Source organism: Pseudoalteromonas sp. 19-MNA-CIBAN-0066 (assembly GCF_040308705.1).
GTDB classification, from domain to species: Bacteria; Pseudomonadota; Gammaproteobacteria; order Enterobacterales; family Alteromonadaceae; genus Pseudoalteromonas; species Pseudoalteromonas nigrifaciens.
This window is the reverse complement of the sequence record NZ_JBEONZ010000027.1, coordinates 1-16,630: the sequence shown is the minus strand read 5'-3', so window position 1 is coordinate 16,630 and position 16,630 is coordinate 1. Positions and strand designations below refer to the sequence as shown.

General features: G+C 39.3%; 15 protein-coding genes. 7 read left to right on the top strand and 8 right to left on the bottom strand.

Annotated features, from left to right (window positions below; all coding sequences use genetic code 11):
- Positions 1-15: 15 nt before the first annotated feature.
- The 3 genes from AAEZ18_RS14035 to AAEZ18_RS14025 all read right to left on the bottom strand — a co-directional run bounded on the left by AAEZ18_RS14035 (position 16) and on the right by AAEZ18_RS14025 (position 4,003).
- Positions 16-654 (bottom strand): chloramphenicol acetyltransferase, encoded by a 639-nt coding sequence (locus tag AAEZ18_RS14035; RefSeq protein WP_080516808.1) that lies wholly within the window; start codon positions 652-654, stop codon positions 16-18.
- Between the two features lie 123 nt (positions 655-777).
- Positions 778-1,818 carry a Leu/Phe/Val dehydrogenase gene (locus AAEZ18_RS14030; protein WP_089368020.1) on the bottom strand — a complete coding sequence of 347 codons (1,041 nt, stop codon included), beginning with the start codon at positions 1,816-1,818 and terminating at the stop codon, positions 778-780.
- Between the two features lie 658 nt (positions 1,819-2,476).
- The gene (locus tag AAEZ18_RS14025; RefSeq protein WP_011327851.1) at positions 2,477-4,003 is read right to left on the bottom strand and encodes a fumarate hydratase; all 1,527 of its coding nucleotides are present in this window, start codon (positions 4,001-4,003) and stop codon (positions 2,477-2,479) included.
- A gap of 165 nt (positions 4,004-4,168) precedes the next feature.
- Here AAEZ18_RS14025 and pabB point away from each other — a divergent pair, with 165 nt between their 5' ends.
- The 3 genes from pabB to AAEZ18_RS14010 all read left to right on the top strand — a co-directional run bounded on the left by pabB (position 4,169) and on the right by AAEZ18_RS14010 (position 7,574).
- Positions 4,169-5,509 carry an aminodeoxychorismate synthase component I gene (pabB, locus tag AAEZ18_RS14020; RefSeq protein WP_089368018.1) on the top strand — a complete coding sequence of 447 codons (1,341 nt, stop codon included), beginning with the start codon at positions 4,169-4,171 and terminating at the stop codon, positions 5,507-5,509.
- 12 nt (positions 5,510-5,521) lie between these two features.
- On the top strand, positions 5,522-6,097 hold the full coding sequence (locus tag AAEZ18_RS14015; RefSeq protein WP_011327849.1) for an NUDIX hydrolase: 576 nt from the start codon (positions 5,522-5,524) through the stop codon (positions 6,095-6,097).
- Between the two features lie 100 nt (positions 6,098-6,197).
- Complete coding sequence (locus AAEZ18_RS14010) at positions 6,198-7,574, top strand: L-serine ammonia-lyase (RefSeq protein ID WP_011327848.1); 1,377 nt, start codon at positions 6,198-6,200, stop codon at positions 7,572-7,574.
- Between the two features lie 94 nt (positions 7,575-7,668).
- Here AAEZ18_RS14010 and cysB read toward each other — a convergent pair whose 3' ends face one another.
- Complete coding sequence (gene cysB, locus AAEZ18_RS14005) at positions 7,669-8,646, bottom strand: HTH-type transcriptional regulator CysB (RefSeq protein ID WP_011327847.1); 978 nt, start codon at positions 8,644-8,646, stop codon at positions 7,669-7,671.
- Positions 8,647-8,932: 286 nt separating this feature from the next.
- Here cysB and AAEZ18_RS14000 point away from each other — a divergent pair, with 286 nt between their 5' ends.
- A complete protein-coding gene (locus tag AAEZ18_RS14000) occupies positions 8,933-9,691 on the top strand; it encodes a hypothetical protein (protein ID WP_182683239.1) in 759 nt (252 codons plus the stop codon).
- A 75-nt stretch (positions 9,692-9,766) separates the two neighbouring features.
- Here AAEZ18_RS14000 and AAEZ18_RS13995 read toward each other — a convergent pair whose 3' ends face one another.
- A complete protein-coding gene (locus tag AAEZ18_RS13995) occupies positions 9,767-11,059 on the bottom strand; it encodes an NCS2 family permease (protein WP_050754470.1) in 1,293 nt (430 codons plus the stop codon).
- Between the two features lie 436 nt (positions 11,060-11,495).
- On the opposite strand from AAEZ18_RS13995, the gene AAEZ18_RS13990 reads away from it, so the two are divergent.
- Complete coding sequence (locus AAEZ18_RS13990; protein WP_011327844.1) at positions 11,496-11,930, top strand: SulA-like leucine-rich domain-containing protein; 435 nt, start codon at positions 11,496-11,498, stop codon at positions 11,928-11,930.
- Positions 11,931-11,970: 40 nt separating this feature from the next.
- Positions 11,971-12,450, top strand: coding sequence for a YchJ family protein (locus AAEZ18_RS13985; RefSeq protein ID WP_011327843.1), 480 nt, complete (start codon positions 11,971-11,973; stop codon positions 12,448-12,450).
- 211 nt (positions 12,451-12,661) lie between these two features.
- Here the strand turns inward: AAEZ18_RS13985 and AAEZ18_RS13980 are convergent, their stop codons facing one another.
- Positions 12,662-13,462: a GGDEF domain-containing response regulator gene (locus tag AAEZ18_RS13980; protein ID WP_350595053.1), complete on the bottom strand. Its 801-nt coding sequence runs from the start codon at positions 13,460-13,462 to the stop codon at positions 12,662-12,664.
- A gap of 479 nt (positions 13,463-13,941) precedes the next feature.
- Between AAEZ18_RS13980 and AAEZ18_RS13975 the strand changes: the two genes are divergently transcribed.
- Positions 13,942-15,276, top strand: a complete 1,335-nt coding sequence (locus tag AAEZ18_RS13975) for an IS4 family transposase (RefSeq protein ID WP_350595048.1) — start codon at positions 13,942-13,944, stop codon at positions 15,274-15,276.
- A 47-nt stretch (positions 15,277-15,323) separates the two neighbouring features.
- Here AAEZ18_RS13975 and AAEZ18_RS13970 read toward each other — a convergent pair whose 3' ends face one another.
- Both AAEZ18_RS13970 and AAEZ18_RS13965 read right to left on the bottom strand, forming a co-directional pair.
- Positions 15,324-15,626, bottom strand: coding sequence for a DUF6172 family protein (locus AAEZ18_RS13970; protein WP_011327840.1), 303 nt, complete (start codon positions 15,624-15,626; stop codon positions 15,324-15,326).
- 288 nt (positions 15,627-15,914) lie between these two features.
- Entirely contained in the window at positions 15,915-16,442 is a 528-nt protein-coding gene (locus tag AAEZ18_RS13965; RefSeq protein WP_011327839.1) for a VC2046/SO_2500 family protein, read from the bottom strand.
- Positions 16,443-16,630 lie beyond the last annotated feature (188 nt).

The window sequence follows — 16,630 nt, the reverse complement described above, 5'->3', positions numbered from 1 at the left end:
GTAGCATTTCATTAACTAATCTTTACAAAAGTTATCAAATGTATCTTGTAAAATGTTTATAAACTTTGCTACGTGTAAACCATCCATTAAAGAGTGATGTACATCAATAGCTAAGGGCATAGTTTGCTGCTGTTTATTAAGCTGACCAAATACAAATTTAGGGATCCCTAAACATTTCCCTTCACTAAACGCATGCGAAAAAGCACTAAAATTTAGCCAAGGTAATACCGAAATATGAATTAAGTCGGCCTGCCCTTCGGTTTGTGCAAAGGCGTCAGAAAATAAAGGCTGCGATTTAGCATTAAAACTAACTGCGCTGGCATGCACGGCAAACTCAGTAAAGTTGGCCTTATCACTAAAGTAACTAAACCTGAACGAGTCATCTGCTGCAAGCTCAACCACACTAGCGCGGGTGTTACTTAGTAGCCATGGCTTATCATTAATAATACGCAGCATAATTGGCGGGTACGCATGGCACGCTTTAAGTGTGGCATAAGTATAGGCCTGAAAAAAAGACAGCTGATGCGCTTTACAGTAATTATATAAGGCCTTCGCGTTTAGCTGTACACACACATTAAAGTACGGTTGAGAAAAGTGTTTAAACAACTCAAAATGTTGTTTACGGGGCCAGCTATCAAAATCAATAGGCTGCATAGAAACAGGCGAAGAAGACATAGATAAATAAACACATAAAATAAAAAATTAAGTTTAACGTATAAACAAAAAAAAGGCGTGCAATTGCACGCCCTAATATTTACGGTTAACTTATTTAGCCGATTAAAGACCGTTTTTAAGGATCTCTTGTGCAAGCTCATCAGCAATTAAATGCGTAGATTTTTGCTCTTTTTCACTACGCGCAAAAATTTCAGTTAGGGTATCAAAAATACCTTCAACATGTTTATTTGACGCAGCAGCACTGTACCCTTCTGGTAGCGTTTCATAATAAACATTAATAATACCACCGGCGTTAATTACGTAATCTGGTGCATATAAAATACCTTTCTCACGAATAATTTCACCATGACGCGATTGTGCCAACTGGTTATTGGCACAGCCTGCAATTATAGTAGCTTTAAGGCGCGGTATAGTTGCATCGTTTATAGTTGCACCTAGTGCACAAGGTGCGTACACGTCTACGTCTAAATCGTAAATTTCGTCAATGCCAACGGCTGTAGCACCAAACTCATTAACAACACGGTCAATTGCTGCTTGGTTAATATCAGTAACATATAGCTCAGCGCCCGCCTCTGACAAATGCTTACATAAAGTATAAGCAACAGTCCCTAACCCTTGTACTGCTACTTTAATACCAGCAAAGTTTTGATGACCACGCTGATGGTTTAATGCCGCTTTTATACCTAAAAACGTACCGTATGCTGTAAATGGTGATGGGTTACCACTTTTGCCTTCAAGGCCAAGTACATAACTGGTTTCTTTGTTCATCATTGCAACATCGTCGCAGTTGATATTTACATCTTCAGCAGAATAGTAGCTGCCGTTTAATCGCTCTAATTGACGACCAAAAGCACGGAATAATTGCTCAGATTTAATTTCTTTAGCATTACCAATAATCACAGATTTACCGCCACCAAATGGCAAGCGCGCAACTGCATTTTTATAGGTCATGCCTTTGGATAAACGCAGCACGTCGTAAACTGCATCTTCATCATTTGCATAATCCCACATTCTACATCCGCCCACTGCCGGACCTAGGTTAGTATTATGTACCGCAATTATTGCTTTTAAACCCGACTCTTTATCAGTACAAAAAACCACTTGTTCATGGTTATCAAATTCAACTTGATTAAACACAACCACTTTAAATACTCCGAAATAGTTAACCCTAAAGGGTATGCATGCATGAAATTGCCGAGACTTTATCACTTCGGATAACGCTTCGCTATACCACGAGAGGATAAACCCAAGCGCAAAACAGCATTGAATTAAATAGCCAACTTTAATGCTAAGTGCACATAAAAATCCCACAAAGGTAAAGCAATCAAGTATTAAAAGCTAAAAATAACAAACACCGCAAGGTTTACGCTTACGTGAACGTAACGCAACTAATAACTGTAAAGTTTAAATTACACGCAAGCATAATATGCAAACGCTTATGCTACATAGGTTTGCCTTAAAAAGGGGGTGGTTTAAGAGAACTGGTCAGAGCTGCTCACTCTTTTGCTAAGCAAATTAAATTACGGGCAATAGAGCAGGATATTTAACCTGAACTCTGGTTAAGAGATTTACTAACGTATTGAATCATAGTTATATTTATCTTTATTTTCTCTAGCCAGAGATTTTCAGTGAAAACAAGACGAATTCACGCGTCAATAGCTGGCCTATTGCAAGTGAATTCAACGCAGTTAGCGCTGAAAATAGCTGCTTGAGATAGGTTTATTATCCAGAGGTCAGGTTACTTAGTTTAAGTTAAACAAAAAGCGAGCACAGGGCTCGCTTTGTATATTAGTAAGTTAGATTACTTTAGCTTGCTATCTAGCTCTTCAATTTTAGCTTTCCAAATTGCAGGGCCTTGCGTATGCGCATTAGCACCTTCGCTATCAACAGCGACTGTTACCGGCATATCTTCTACTTCAAACTCGTAGATGGCTTCCATACCTAAATCTTCGAAAGCAACAACACGTGCTTTTTTAATTGCTTTAGATACTAAATACGCCGCGCCGCCAACTGCCATTAAGTACACTGACTTATGCTGCTTAATAGACTCAACCGTAGCAGGGCCACGCTCTGCTTTACCTATCATGCCTACAATACCGGTTTTTTCTAGCATCATATCGGTAAATTTATCCATACGCGTAGCCGTTGTCGGACCCGCTGGGCCAACTGCTTCGTCACGTACAGCATCTACTGGGCCTACGTAATAAATAAATTTATTATCAAAATCTACGCCTTTAGGTAAACCTTCGCCTGAGTTGATCATGTCTTGCAAACGCTTATGCGCGGCATCTCGACCCGTTAAAATAGTACCCGAAAGTAAAACAGTTTCACCCATTTTCCATTCTTGCACATCTTTTTTGGTCAAGGTATTTAAATCAACACGACGTGTGCCTTCGCCCACTTCAAAGGTTACTTGTGGCCAATCTTCTAACTTAGGTGCTTTTAGGTTTGCTGGGCCTGAACCATCAAGGGTAAAGTGTACGTGGCGAGTAGCCGCACAGTTAGGGATCATCACGACCGGTTTTGACGCTGCATGCGTTGGTGCTGTTTTAATTTTAACATCAACAACCGTTGTTAAACCGCCTAAGCCTTGTGCGCCAATACCTAATTTATTAGCACGTTCAAATATTTCTAAACGTAGCTTTTCTTCTGTGGTTTCTGCACCGCGTTCCATTAATTCATGAATATCTACCGGATCCATTAACGACTCTTTAGCCATTACTGCCGCTTTTTCAGCCGTACCACCAATACCTATACCTAGCATGCCAGGCGGACACCAGCCTGCGCCCATTGTAGGTAGCGTTTTTTCTACCCATTCTGCCACATCGTCAGATGGGTTTAACATAACCATTTTACTTTTGTTTTCAGAGCCGCCGCCTTTAGCCGCTACCATTACTTCAACCTTACCGCCCGCTACTAAATCTATATGTACAACTGAAGGGGTATTGTCTTTGGTGTTTTTACGAGTACCTGCAGGGTCTGCAACAATAGAGGCGCGCAGCGGGTTGTCTGGATTTAAGTATGCACGGCGTGTGCCTTCATCAACCATTTGTTGAACGGTTAAATCGGTTTTATCCCAGTTAACATCCATACCTACTTTAACAAAACAGGTAATAATACCTGTGTCTTGGCAAAGCGGACGCTTGCCCTCAGCCGACATACGCGAGTTAATTAGAATTTGTGCGATGGCATCTTTTGCTGCTTTACTTTGTTCTTTGTTATAGGCTTTTTCAAGCGCTTGAACAAAATCAAGGGGATGATAGAAGGAAATATACTGCAAAGCATCTTCAATGCTATCTATAAAGTCTTGCTGACGGATTGTACTCATAGTGGTTCCTTAAGTTACCGTTACGCGGTGTCGCGTAAGCTATATCAAACCGGTGACGGTGGTTTGCACTGTTTTTAATTTGGGAAGCAACTAAACGCTGCCAAAAAAATTTGACTTATGATACCCTCCTCGCCCATTTCGAGCCAGTTCTTAAAGGGGTAGTAAATGCTAAACAATAAAAATAATTGTATAAAATTAGCCATAACACAAAGCTGTATTGATGTATTTGCGCATTTTGCCCACTTGCCTTATGCCATTTTACTCGATTCGGCCAATAGTGAGCATGTAGACAGTCGTTTTGATATTATTGCCATCGAGCCCAAAAGCACACTGGAAGTACAAAACAACCTCAGTATTTTAAATAACCAACCCGATGCAAGAAGCTGCTTTGAAATAATGAACAGCGAACTGCTAAAACTTAATAACAACAAAGCGGCCAACAACCTACCCTTTAGTGGTGGCTGGCTGGGTTATTTGGGTTATGACTTAGGCCGCACACTTGAAAACCTCCCAAGTAGCGCTATAAACGATATAGACTTGCCACAAATGGCCGTTGGCTTGTACTTAGATGCACTCATATACGATAAACAACAAAACAGTTGGTTTTATATTGCCCAGCCTAAGGTTAATCGCTTAGCACTTTATCAGCAGTATTTAGCACAACCTGCCATTATGCCTAGCTTTGCACTTAAAACTGCGTGGCAATCTAATATGAGCCGCGCTGATTATGCGCAAAAATTTGCCGTAATTGAAGATTATTTAAAAACAGGCGATTGCTATCAAATAAATTTAGCACAGCGTTTTAGTGCCCAATATGAAGGCTCGCCTTGGGCTGCCTACGTTAAATTAACAGCAGCGAATAAAGCGCCGTTTTCTAGCTTTATAAACCATCCGCAAGGCGCAATTTTGTCTATTTCTCCGGAGCGTTTTATATTAGTAAGCGATAATCAAGTGCAAACTAAGCCGATTAAAGGCACGCTACCGCGAAAAGCGGATCCGCAGCAAGACGCCCAGCAAGCACAATTATTGGCAAACTCTGCCAAAGATCGCGCCGAAAATGTAATGATTGTTGATTTATTACGAAACGATTTAGGTAAAGTAGCCAAACCAGGATCGGTTCAGGTGCCCTCGTTATTTGCTATTGAGAGCTTTCCGGCGGTGCATCATTTAGTTAGTACAGTTACTGCCACATTGGCAGAGGGTAAAACGGCGGTTGATCAACTCGCTGCAGCATTTCCTGGGGGCTCGATTACTGGCGCGCCTAAAGTGAGAGCAATGGAGATTATTGAAGAACTTGAACCGCATCGTCGCAGTATTTATTGTGGTTCAATAGGCTATTTAAGTGCTTGTGGTAACATGGATACCAGCATTACTATTCGTACTTTAGTATGCCACGCTCAACAAATACACTGCTGGGCCGGTGGTGGCATAGTAGCTGATTCTAAAGTTGCATTGGAATATCAAGAAACATACGATAAAGTAAATAAAATACTCCCATTATTATAACAGTAGGTCGCTTTGAATAGTGAACACATTATAGCGCGGTTTCAGTTAAGCCCTACGGCAGCGCCAGATCAAGGAATAGATACCCCTAAAAAGCGTGCCAGCGCAGTCATGTTGCCGCTTATTGATGTAGATGATCATGCGCATATTTTACTGTGTAAGCGCCCTATTTATTTGCACCATCATCCCGGTGAAATTTGCTTGCCCGGTGGTAAGTTTGAAGCAAGTGATATTACGCTTCGCACTACTGCCCTGCGTGAACTACATGAAGAGCTAAATATTACGCCCAGTAATGTTAAAGTATTTGGCCAATTACCTTTGTACTCAACACTCACCGGCTTTAACATTAGCCCTTTTGTTGGCATGCTTAATAAACACACTATTTGGGAGAACGATCATAATGAGGTACAAGCTAGTTTTTTATTACCACTGCGTGATTTAACTAACGAGGCTAATTGGCAGCCCCTGCCTTTTCAGCGTTTTGGTAAAACCATTATTTTATATGGTTACAATACCCCACATGGTTTACTTTGGGGTGCAACTGCAAGCATCATTAAAAACTTTACAAAACAACTCGCCTTACCAGTTTAAATGTTCTTGATTAATGGTTACATAGTCACAATTTAGCGTTACTATACACGACCGTTCAAAAAAGCAGCCTAGTGCTGAGTAAACACAGAAGAGACACATTATGATAAGTGCATTTGATATGTTTAGTATTGGTATTGGCCCTTCTTCGTCACATACCGTTGGCCCAATGCGCGCATCTCGTTTATTTGTTAATGACCTACAAGAAAAACAATTATTAGCAAACGTTACCGACATTAAAGTAGAGCTATATGGCTCGTTAGGTCAAACTGGTATTGGCCACGGCTCGGGTAAAGCTGTAATACTTGGCCTTGCTGGGTATGATCCTGAAACCATCGACGCCGATTTGGTTGATACTATTTTAGCCACAATTGAAAAAGAACAAGTTATTTATTTAAATCAAACGCATAAGGCTAAATTCCCAAAGCAAGGGGCTATTGTTTTTCACCGTCGTAAAACGCTACCTAAGCACTCTAATGCAATGGAAATTATTGCCTCTAATAATGGCGAGAAGGTTTATAGCCAAATTTATTACTCAATTGGCGGTGGCTTTATTGTTACTGACCAAGATTTTGAAAACGAAAAACAAGCAGCGCTTGATATTCGTGAAGAAAACCCTGCACCTTTTCCGTTTGGTAGCGCACAAGAATTACTGGAAATGTGTAAAGAGTCGGGTTTCAGTGTATCTACTTTAATGATGCATAACGAAAAAACACTACGCAGCGAAAACGACATTAAAGACGAGTTATTTAATATTTGGCAGGTAATGAAAGCCTGTATTGAGCGTGGTATGCGTACCGAAGGGATTTTACCAGGCGGTTTAAAAGTAAAACGTCGTGCTCCTAATTTACATTTAAAACTTAATGTTGAAGTAAGTAACGACCCCCTACGTGCTATGGATTGGGTCGACTTATTTGCTTTAGCTGTAAATGAAGAGAACGCCGCAGGCGGGCGTGTTGTAACCGCGCCTACCAATGGCGCAGCGGGTATTTTACCAGCAGTACTTATGTATTATCATACTTTTATAAAAGAAGTTGATCGCGACATAGTTACGCGTTATTTATTAACCGCCGCCGCTATCGGTATTTTATATAAAAAGAACGCCTCTATTTCGGGTGCCGAAGTAGGCTGCCAAGGTGAAGTGGGCGTGGCTTGCTCAATGGCTGCAGGCGCACTTACCGAAATTGTAGGTGGTAATGTAGTGCAAGTAGAAAATGCCGCCGAAATTGGCATGGAGCATAACTTAGGGCTTACGTGTGACCCAGTTGGTGGCTTAGTGCAAGTACCGTGTATTGAACGCAACGCCATGGGCGCGATAAAAGCAATTAATGCGTCACGCCTTGCAATTCGTGGTAGTGGTGAGCAAAAAGTATCACTCGATAAAGTGATTAAAACTATGCTCGAAACCGGTAACGATATGAAAACTAAATATAAAGAAACCGCTCGTGGTGGTTTAGCCGTTAATATAATTGAGTGTTAACACACTTAATTATAATTAAAAAAGGCGCCTGTTTAAAAACAGGCGCCTTTTTTATTAGCTACTTTTAACAGTTAAGTATTAGATACCGAAACAATTATTTAACTGGCAATTCTATATCAGCAAATAACTTATCAACATCTTCTTGGTTGCGTAATAAGTTAGCACGCTCTACTCGCTCTTTAGTTAAGTGTGGTGCAAAGCGTTCAATAAAGTCATACATATAAGTGCGTAAAAAACTGCCTTTTCTAAAACCAATTTTAGTGGTACTCGCTTCAAATAAATGGCTGGCATCAATACACACTAAATCAGTATCACTGACCTGGTCAATCGCCATTGACGCAACCACTCCAACGCCTAATCCTAAGCGTACATACGTTTTAATAACGTCGGCATCGGTGGCGGTAAATACTATGTGCGGCTCAAGCCCATGAGCACTAAATGCTTTATCTAGTTCTGAGCGGCCAGTAAAGCCAAATACATAAGTAATAAGCGGATATTTTGCAATATCAGCCACGGTTATACTATTGGCTTTTTTAGCTAATGGATGGTCTTTTGCCACCACAATACTACGGTTCCAATGATAACAAGGTAGCATAACAAGGTCTGAATATAAGTGTAGTGCTTCTGTTGCAATAGCAAAGTCGGCATCGCCACGTGCAGCTGCATCTGATATTTGCTGCGGTGTACCTTGGTGCATATGAAGTGACACTGCGGGGTATTTTTTCATAAACCCTTTAATAACATTCGGCAATGCGTAACGTGCTTGGGTATGAGTAGTGGCAATATTAAGCTTACCTTGATCAGGTAAAGTATGCTCATGAGCAACCGCTTTAATACCTTCCACTTTTGAGAGGATTTCGCGCGATATATTAATGACTTCTTCACCGGCACTCGTTACATGCGTTAAATGTTTACCACTGCGACCAAAAATTTGAATACCTAACTCATCTTCAAGCATGCGCACTTGCTTAGAAATACCTGGTTGTGAGGTAAATAAACTTTCAGCTGTTGCTGAGACATTTAATTTATGATTTTGAACTTCTACAATATATCTAAGTTGTTGTAATTTCATAGCTATGTATTTTCGTTATTATTCGTTTTTGAGGGGGTAAATACTTTATCTTTAAAAACTGACCACCCGACAAATGGTAGGTTTTAATTGATAATATCGTATTTAATAATTATAGGCTTAGGCTAGCACAATAAATATACTTCAGATAGCAATGATTATCATATAAAGCATTAAGATTTAAACGCTTTCTTAGCCTGCTTTTATAGTTAATTAGCGCAAAGTTTTCCTGTTCTTATATATTTAATGTAAGATTGAGCAATTAGGTTTAGAACCCGAGAACTGTAACATGATCGTCTCTATTATAATTATACTCATTGTTGCTCTTATTGTGATTGCGCTTTGGGTAAGTGCGGTGCAACAGCATAAAGAAAAACAAGAAGCTGATCGCCGTAAAGAACTAACCAAACAAAAAGCTATCATTGAGGAAACCGAGGAAGCGTTAATGAATAACGCTAATATCCCGTTTTCAGATAACACACTACGTGTTTTACAGCGTCGTAATCATGATGCGCTTAGTACCATGGTATCGCTTTCACCTGGTTCTAAAATATTAAAAAACCGTTTAAATGAAGCGAAAGAGCGTTTGAATAACCCAGTTCAAGGAAGCAATAGCGAATCGCTTTCACTGCCAAGTAACGATAAACAACTGGTATCGCTAATACAGGGCATAAAAAAATTACGTATTATTCTACGCTCTGAGCACAATAAAGGTAACCTCGATAGCCAACTATTTGTAATCGAAGACAAACGAATGGAAAAACTGCAGTTACAAATAAATATTGAAAGCCAAATTAAACGTGGTTTATCGGCGCGCTCTGCAGGTATGGTAGGTTCAGCTAGACAATATTTTGAAAAAGCCCATGCCTCACTCAGTGCGGTATCGTATAGCGATCCATATGTAACTGCTAAATATCAAGAAGTAGAAGGCTACTTAGAAGCTATTAGTGTTGAGTTAAGAGCATCGAATGCCGATGCACTTAAAAAGAAAACTGAACAAGAGCAAGATGACCTAGACATATTGTTTGCTCCGAAAAAGAAATGGTAAATTAGTACTATAATTTATAAAAAAAGCCCATACAAAATTGTATGGGCTTTTTTTATTGATAGATAAATAAGTTTTTTAAGATAAAAATGCAAACTTAACAATAAACAATGCCGTTAAAATCCACACACTAATACTTACTTGATCCTTTTTACCGCATAATACCTTAACCGCAGTGTATGAAATAAACCCAAGCGCTATACCGTGAGCAATAGAAAATGTCAGCGGGGTCATTAATAACACCACACTAACAGGAATGGCATCTGTCATGTCGTCCCAGTTTACAAACTTTAAGTTTTGTAGCATAAGTACCGAAACATATAAAATAGCACCGGCAGTGGCATACGCTGGCACCATTTGCGCTAGTGGCGCAAAAAACATCATCAATAAAAAACAAATACCCACAACAACGGCTGTTAAGCCTGTGCGTCCGCCTACAGAAACGCCAGCCACCGACTCTATGTAAGATGTAGTAGTAGATGTACCAAGCATTGCACCAGCAATAGTGGCAGTGCTATCAGCGCTAAGAGCGCGCCCTAAACGTGGCATATTGCCTTTTTCATCTGCAAGCCCTGCTTTTTGCGTGACTGCAACCAGGGTGCCTGAGGTATCAAATAAATCTACAAATAAAAATGCAAAAATAACACTCAACATTGAAAGCTCAAATGCCGCACTAAAATCAAGTTGCATAAAGGTTGGTAAAATTGACGGCGGCATAGACATAACCCCCTGATATTCAACCAAACCAAAAGCCAAAGCAATACCTGTTACCAGTAAAATACTAATTAACACACCACTTTTAAAATCGCGATATAACAATGCCGCAATCACAAAAAAACTTAAAATAGCAAGTAATGGCCCAGGTGCAGTAATATCACCTAGCTGCACTAAGGTTGCAGGGCTAGATACTATGATCCCTGCACTTTTAAGCGCAATTAGCGCCAAAAAAGCACCAATACCGGTCGCTATTGCTTGTTTTAGCACCAGTGGAATGGCATTAATAATCCACTCTCGTACTTTAAATAAACTTAAAAATAAAAATATACAACCCGACATAAACACAGCACCTAATGCCGCTTCCCAGGTATAGCCCATTCCTAAAACAACGCCATAGGTAAAAAAAGCATTTAATCCCATACCCGGCGCTAACGCTAACGGATAATTGGCCCATAGGCCCATAATAAAACAGCCTATTGCAGCTGCAATACATGTAGCTACAAACGCAGCGCCTTGATCCATTCCTGCTTGGGCAAGCATTGCTGGATTAACAAAAACAATATAAACCATAGTAATAAAAGTAGTCATACCGGCAACACATTCACGTTGTACTGAGGAATCATTTGCGCGGATTTTAAATAAGGCTTCGAGCATAACAAACTTAAGGTAGTAAAAAGTGGCGAGATTTTAGCATAAAAATAGCGAAATACCGGACATTTTACCTTGTTATGCATTAAGTTATTGAAGTAGCTGAAATAATAAATATGACACGGTAATACGTATGTACTTCAGGTTTTAAAAATAATAATTACCGTGCTTATATGCTGAGCAATCAGCTTTACTTTAACGTAAATAATAGAGCATAAAGTACTGTATAGGTGCTATTCGCCGCATAACTTTAATAAAAAATATAAATATATACCTAAAATATTAACGCTCTGTTTTTAATAGTTATTTTTGTTTTTTTATCCGTGTAAAAATTTAAAACTGAATGACTGTACAAATAATTAGCAAAAAAACACTTGCACCATAACACTGTATAAACTACTGTATATGGGTACTGTATAAAAACCCAGTGAGTGAGAAATTTATGTTACAGCCTATTACCGTAAGAACCGTTAAAAGTTATCAGCAAGACGATAAAAGTGATTGTGTAAATTTAATTCAAATTGAAGATGAAATTTCAGCAACCTTTGAATTGCTTAAAGTATTACACCAATACAACAGCTTAAATGCATGGACACTGCTGATTGCCCCTGACCATGTACCGAGTAAAGCCTTGCTTGATTCATGCTCCATTGACACCAGCAAATTACTGGTGATCAGGCAAAAACATTTAGTAAACTTAGAGTATGTACTTAGCTCGGCGCTGCACAACGGAAACTTTGCTGCGGTTATTACCTGGACTGATATTATTAATGATCAACAGCTGACACAGCTATCATTAAATTTAAGCACTACAAATACTAAGCTTTACTGTTTTACTAAAAATACTCACAACCTTGAGATACCACTAACTCAATAAGCTTGTTAAACTCGTGTTTTAAACACTTTATATTAATATTATGACCTCATTAACGACTTCTCCTTGCTTTTGTGGCAGCCAGCAAAATTATGCTGACTGCTGTGAACCACTTCATTTAGCATCAAAAATAGCTGAAACACCTGAGCAACTTATGCGTGCTCGCTACAGTGCATATGTACTTAAAAATGCAACTTATGTTTATCAAACTTATGCAAGTGAAAAACAGGCAGAAAACCCTGTAAAAGAGATTAAAGACTTTGCTGATAGCTGCCGCTTTATAAAGCTAACCGTCATCGACACTGAGCACGATGCAAGCGAAGGCTTTGTAACATTTAAAGTAAATTACTTTTACCAAAACCTATATTGCGAGTTGCACGAAAAGTCGTTGTTTATTAAACAAGATGGGCAGTGGCGCTACCTTGAAGGCACACTATTTCCGGTAGCCGATATTAAAATAAGCAGAAATGACAACTGCCCTTGCCAAAGTGGCAAAAAATATAAAAAGTGTCATAGCGTATAACAAACTGCAGCTGTGCGGTGAGTAAAGTAGGTAATTACAGGCAACTGAACCTTAAATACATCCAATAGCCATGCCTAGGGTTGGCTGTTACAGGCGATGTGTATGGCTAAAATAAAATTTTACTTTCGAGCAACTATTGGCAATTTACATACCTATAGGCCTGTGTTAATAACTGCTCTACCGTATATTTTGGTATTGGGTTCGCTGCGCTTTAAAAGCACACTGTATTTCGCCCTTGTGCTTTAGCGGCGTACATTTTTTTATCTGCGCGTTGCAAAATATCCATGTTGCCTTCGTCTGATTGCAATAACGTAGCTCCACCTATACTTATAGTGACAAATTCAAACTCTGAGTACTTATGTAAAACACCTAAGCCATATATGTTATTTTTAATTTTTTCAGCAACACAGCGAGCGCCTTCCTCGTTGGTATGGGGTAGCACAACCACAAATTCTTCGCCGCCATAGCGGGCAACAAAATCGCTTGGCCTTTGCAGGCTGTTGGCAATTGTTTGAGCAACTAAGTGTAAAACAACGTCGCCTTCTACGTGTCCATAAATATCGTTGTATTGCTTAAAGTAATCAATATCCATAAGTAATAAAGCATATTCTGTATTCTCTCTTAATGCACTCAATTGTATTTTATTAATATGAGTATCAAAATAACGACGGTTAAATACTTTAGTTAAGTCATCAAGAAACACTTTTTGACTTAATAAGTCATGTTGCAGCTTAATAGTTAAGTGCGCTCTTACTCTTCTGTATAAGGTTTCTGGGTTAATCGGTTTTTGAATAAAGTCTACCGCACCCGCTTCCCAGCAGTCCTCTTCTTGGTTTTCAAAGGAGGTAACAAATATAACGGGAATGTCTTGGGTTTGTGTCGTCGTTTTAAGTTTTAAACAGGTTTCTATACCGCATATGCCATCCATTGAAATATCCAGCAGTACGATATCGGGAGTATTAGATTTACATATTTCAACTGCTTCTTCACCGCTGTTGGCGGTGTTAACAATAAAGTGCTTTGATAATATTTTTTTCAGTACAATATGCTAAGTAACTGATCATCAACAATGAGAACTTTTGAGGTTTTAAGGCTAAGTTTTAAATCGCTATCGGCATAATTTAATGGCATAAATACTACTGTTTTCTATAATTATCAACTAACACAGTATAATACAGTCTTATGTTATGCAAATGTATTAAAGTTGGGTTTTTAATCAAACTTACAACCAAATATAAAAATGGCGATACAGAGTTGTTGTTAATTGTTTTAGAAAATCACGGCCATAATTTTCAGGGTAATACTGAAAGTAAGCACTGCTTATAAGCTGCTTGTACTTGAATGCTCAAGGTTTAAATCGCGTTTGTATAAACGTACAAACAAAAAATGGGCCACTAGGCTAATGCCGATCAGTTAAGGTTAATTGATCGGTTGACCGATCTAAATGATCGTGAATAATCCGTAATTAGTTTCGCTAATTACGGATTTTTTATGGATATTCAAACAGCTCTTTCGACCACTTTCTCATCTGCCGAGGAATTTACAGCGCTTGATAACTTATCTGGCATCTTAGATCCCGAATTACTTAACCAAGCTTTTGAAAAATCGGGTGTCGCCACCGTTCGTAAACGTCGCTTACCACTCGATGCTGTCGTTTGGTCTGTGATTGGTATGAGTTTATTTCGTCATGAATCTGTTTGGGATATAGCCTCTAAAATGGACATCGCCTTACCAGGTAAAGGGAAACTAGTTGCCCCTAGTGCCATGGTTCAAGCGAGACAACGCTTAGGTGAAGGTGCTGTCGAGCAGGTCTTCAAGATGATGGCGTCACGGCATTATAACCATGCCCACTTTGATACATTTTGTGGCTTAAATCTATTAGCTGTTGATGGGGTTGTCTTTCGTACACATGATACGCCAGAGAATAAAGACGTATTTGGGTGTGGCTCAACCCAGTATGGTGAAAATACCTATCCGCAAATTCGGATGGTATGCCACATGGAGCTAACGAGTCATCAACTCATTAATTGTGCTTTTAACGGGCAGCATCAAGGGGAAATGACACTCGCTGAAGAACTCATTGAAGGTACACCGGATAACTCATTAACCTTATTTGATCGCGGTTATTATTCATTAGGGCTTTTGCATCGTTGGCATCAAGCAGGGACTGAAAGACACTGGATGATACCTGTCAGAAAAGGCTTAACGGTTGATACCATAAAGAAAATCAGTAAAAATGACCAGTTAGTGCGTCTTAAAACATCGCCCCAAGCGCGAAAAAAGTTTACTGACTTGCCAGAGTTTATAGAAGCTCGGCTGCTTACTTACACGCATAATAATAAGCAGTATCAGATTCTTACATCAATGCTTGATGTAATGCGTTACCCATCAAAAGAAATCGCTGATTTGTACATGCATCGCTGGGAAATAGAAATAGGATATCGAGAAATAAAACAAACAATGTTGCACTCAAACTATATCCTACGCTCAAAAAGGCCGGATATGATAAGGCAAGAGTTGTGGGGGTTACTAATTGCCTACAATATTATAAGAATAGCCATGCGTGAGGCCGCAGAGTTACTGGAAGTATGGCCAAATCAACTGAGTTTTTCTCATTGTTCAAGGCATATCAACGTATTTCTGTTAACTATCCCACTGACCAGTCCGGGAAATTTACCAAAACACTATGAGCATTTATTAGAAACGCTGACGCTATTTCAGTTACCGACAAGGCATCATGAGCGCCGCTTTCCACGATGTGTGAAAAAGAAACCATCTAAATATCCCTATAAAAAAAGCCAGTCAGTGTTAACTGACTGGCATTAGGCCACTAGGCCCATTTTAAAAATTACGCAAATTACTTTATAAGCGTCTTATTCGTCGTCATCCAAATCTGGTTGTTGACGTTGAGCTGGGCGCGCTAATATTTCTACATAAAAAGAAGTTAAGCTTTGCTTTTCTATTTCGCTTATATGATTACTAAGCTCTGCAACGTGCACTACTTGTGCATCTTCAGCGGTATTACCAAACTTACAATCAAACGCCCAGTAATCAGCATCGAGTGGTAGAGTTTTGTTACGCTCTCTTTTCAAATATTTTTTCACTTCATGCTTTGCGGCGTCAACCATACGAGGATATTTGATTTTCTCGTGATTTAGCGTGAATATTTTCTTCATTACGTTCCTAATTACCTTGGTTTAATGATAACGGCATTTAATGTCATACCATTTGAGCCTATTATAGCAATTGCATTTAATTTTTGGATGCTTTTTTTATATTAAATCAATTATTAATCCATTAATAAAATAAAGTATCGCTAAAATGCGCTTAAGTGTAGAGAGTTAGCGGCTTTATATTACAGACAAGTAACTTAATAGTTAGAGTGATGGCGCAATCGTTTGCCAAGTTCTATTAATATGATTGGTTATTGCAATATCAAAGCAGTTACAGCGTACGCTTTATAATTAAGCGCTTACTAAATGCAATGGGTGGTGAAGCGCATCATTATTTAGGCTTTCGTAAAAGGCAGCAGCATCGAGTTGCGGGTTAGATAGTTGCGTTTGTGTGTTATTTATACGCCTGCGCACTGCTAATTCACAATTATCACGCACCTGAAGCGGAATATGGCTTACATCATCTCTTATAAACAATGGTTCAGGGTTTAAACAGTGATTTAATTTAATATCGCTCATTCCAGCGCGTTCCCCTGCTTGCATTAATAGTGAGGCGTTAAACTGCCCTATCAAGATATCAAACTTATCTGGCGCTAAAAGTTGCTTTGGACCTGCTCCTATTTGTTTGCGAAGGGTATCTTCGCCAACAGTTGAATCTTCAATTTCTGTTTTTGGTAAATGGAATTGGCTAAAATCGAGTGCATCATGAGATAGCATAGCGAGTAAAAGCGCAAACTCTCCTCGGCGCTTTTCATGCACACTTTTATTGAGTCGAGTGTTGAGCTGACTCTCTGTGATTAACAAATCACCGATTTGCATAGACTTTAGCCGATTGAAGTAAGTAATACCTATTTATCGGCTTTATTTCATTTTTCTTTAGCTTTTTTCTTTACTTAAATACGATGTTTGCTATTATCAGCGCCGTTGCATTGGAGGGGTTCCCGAGCGGCCAAAGGGATCAGACTGTAAATCTGACGGCTCAGCCTTCGCTGGTTCGAATCCAGCTC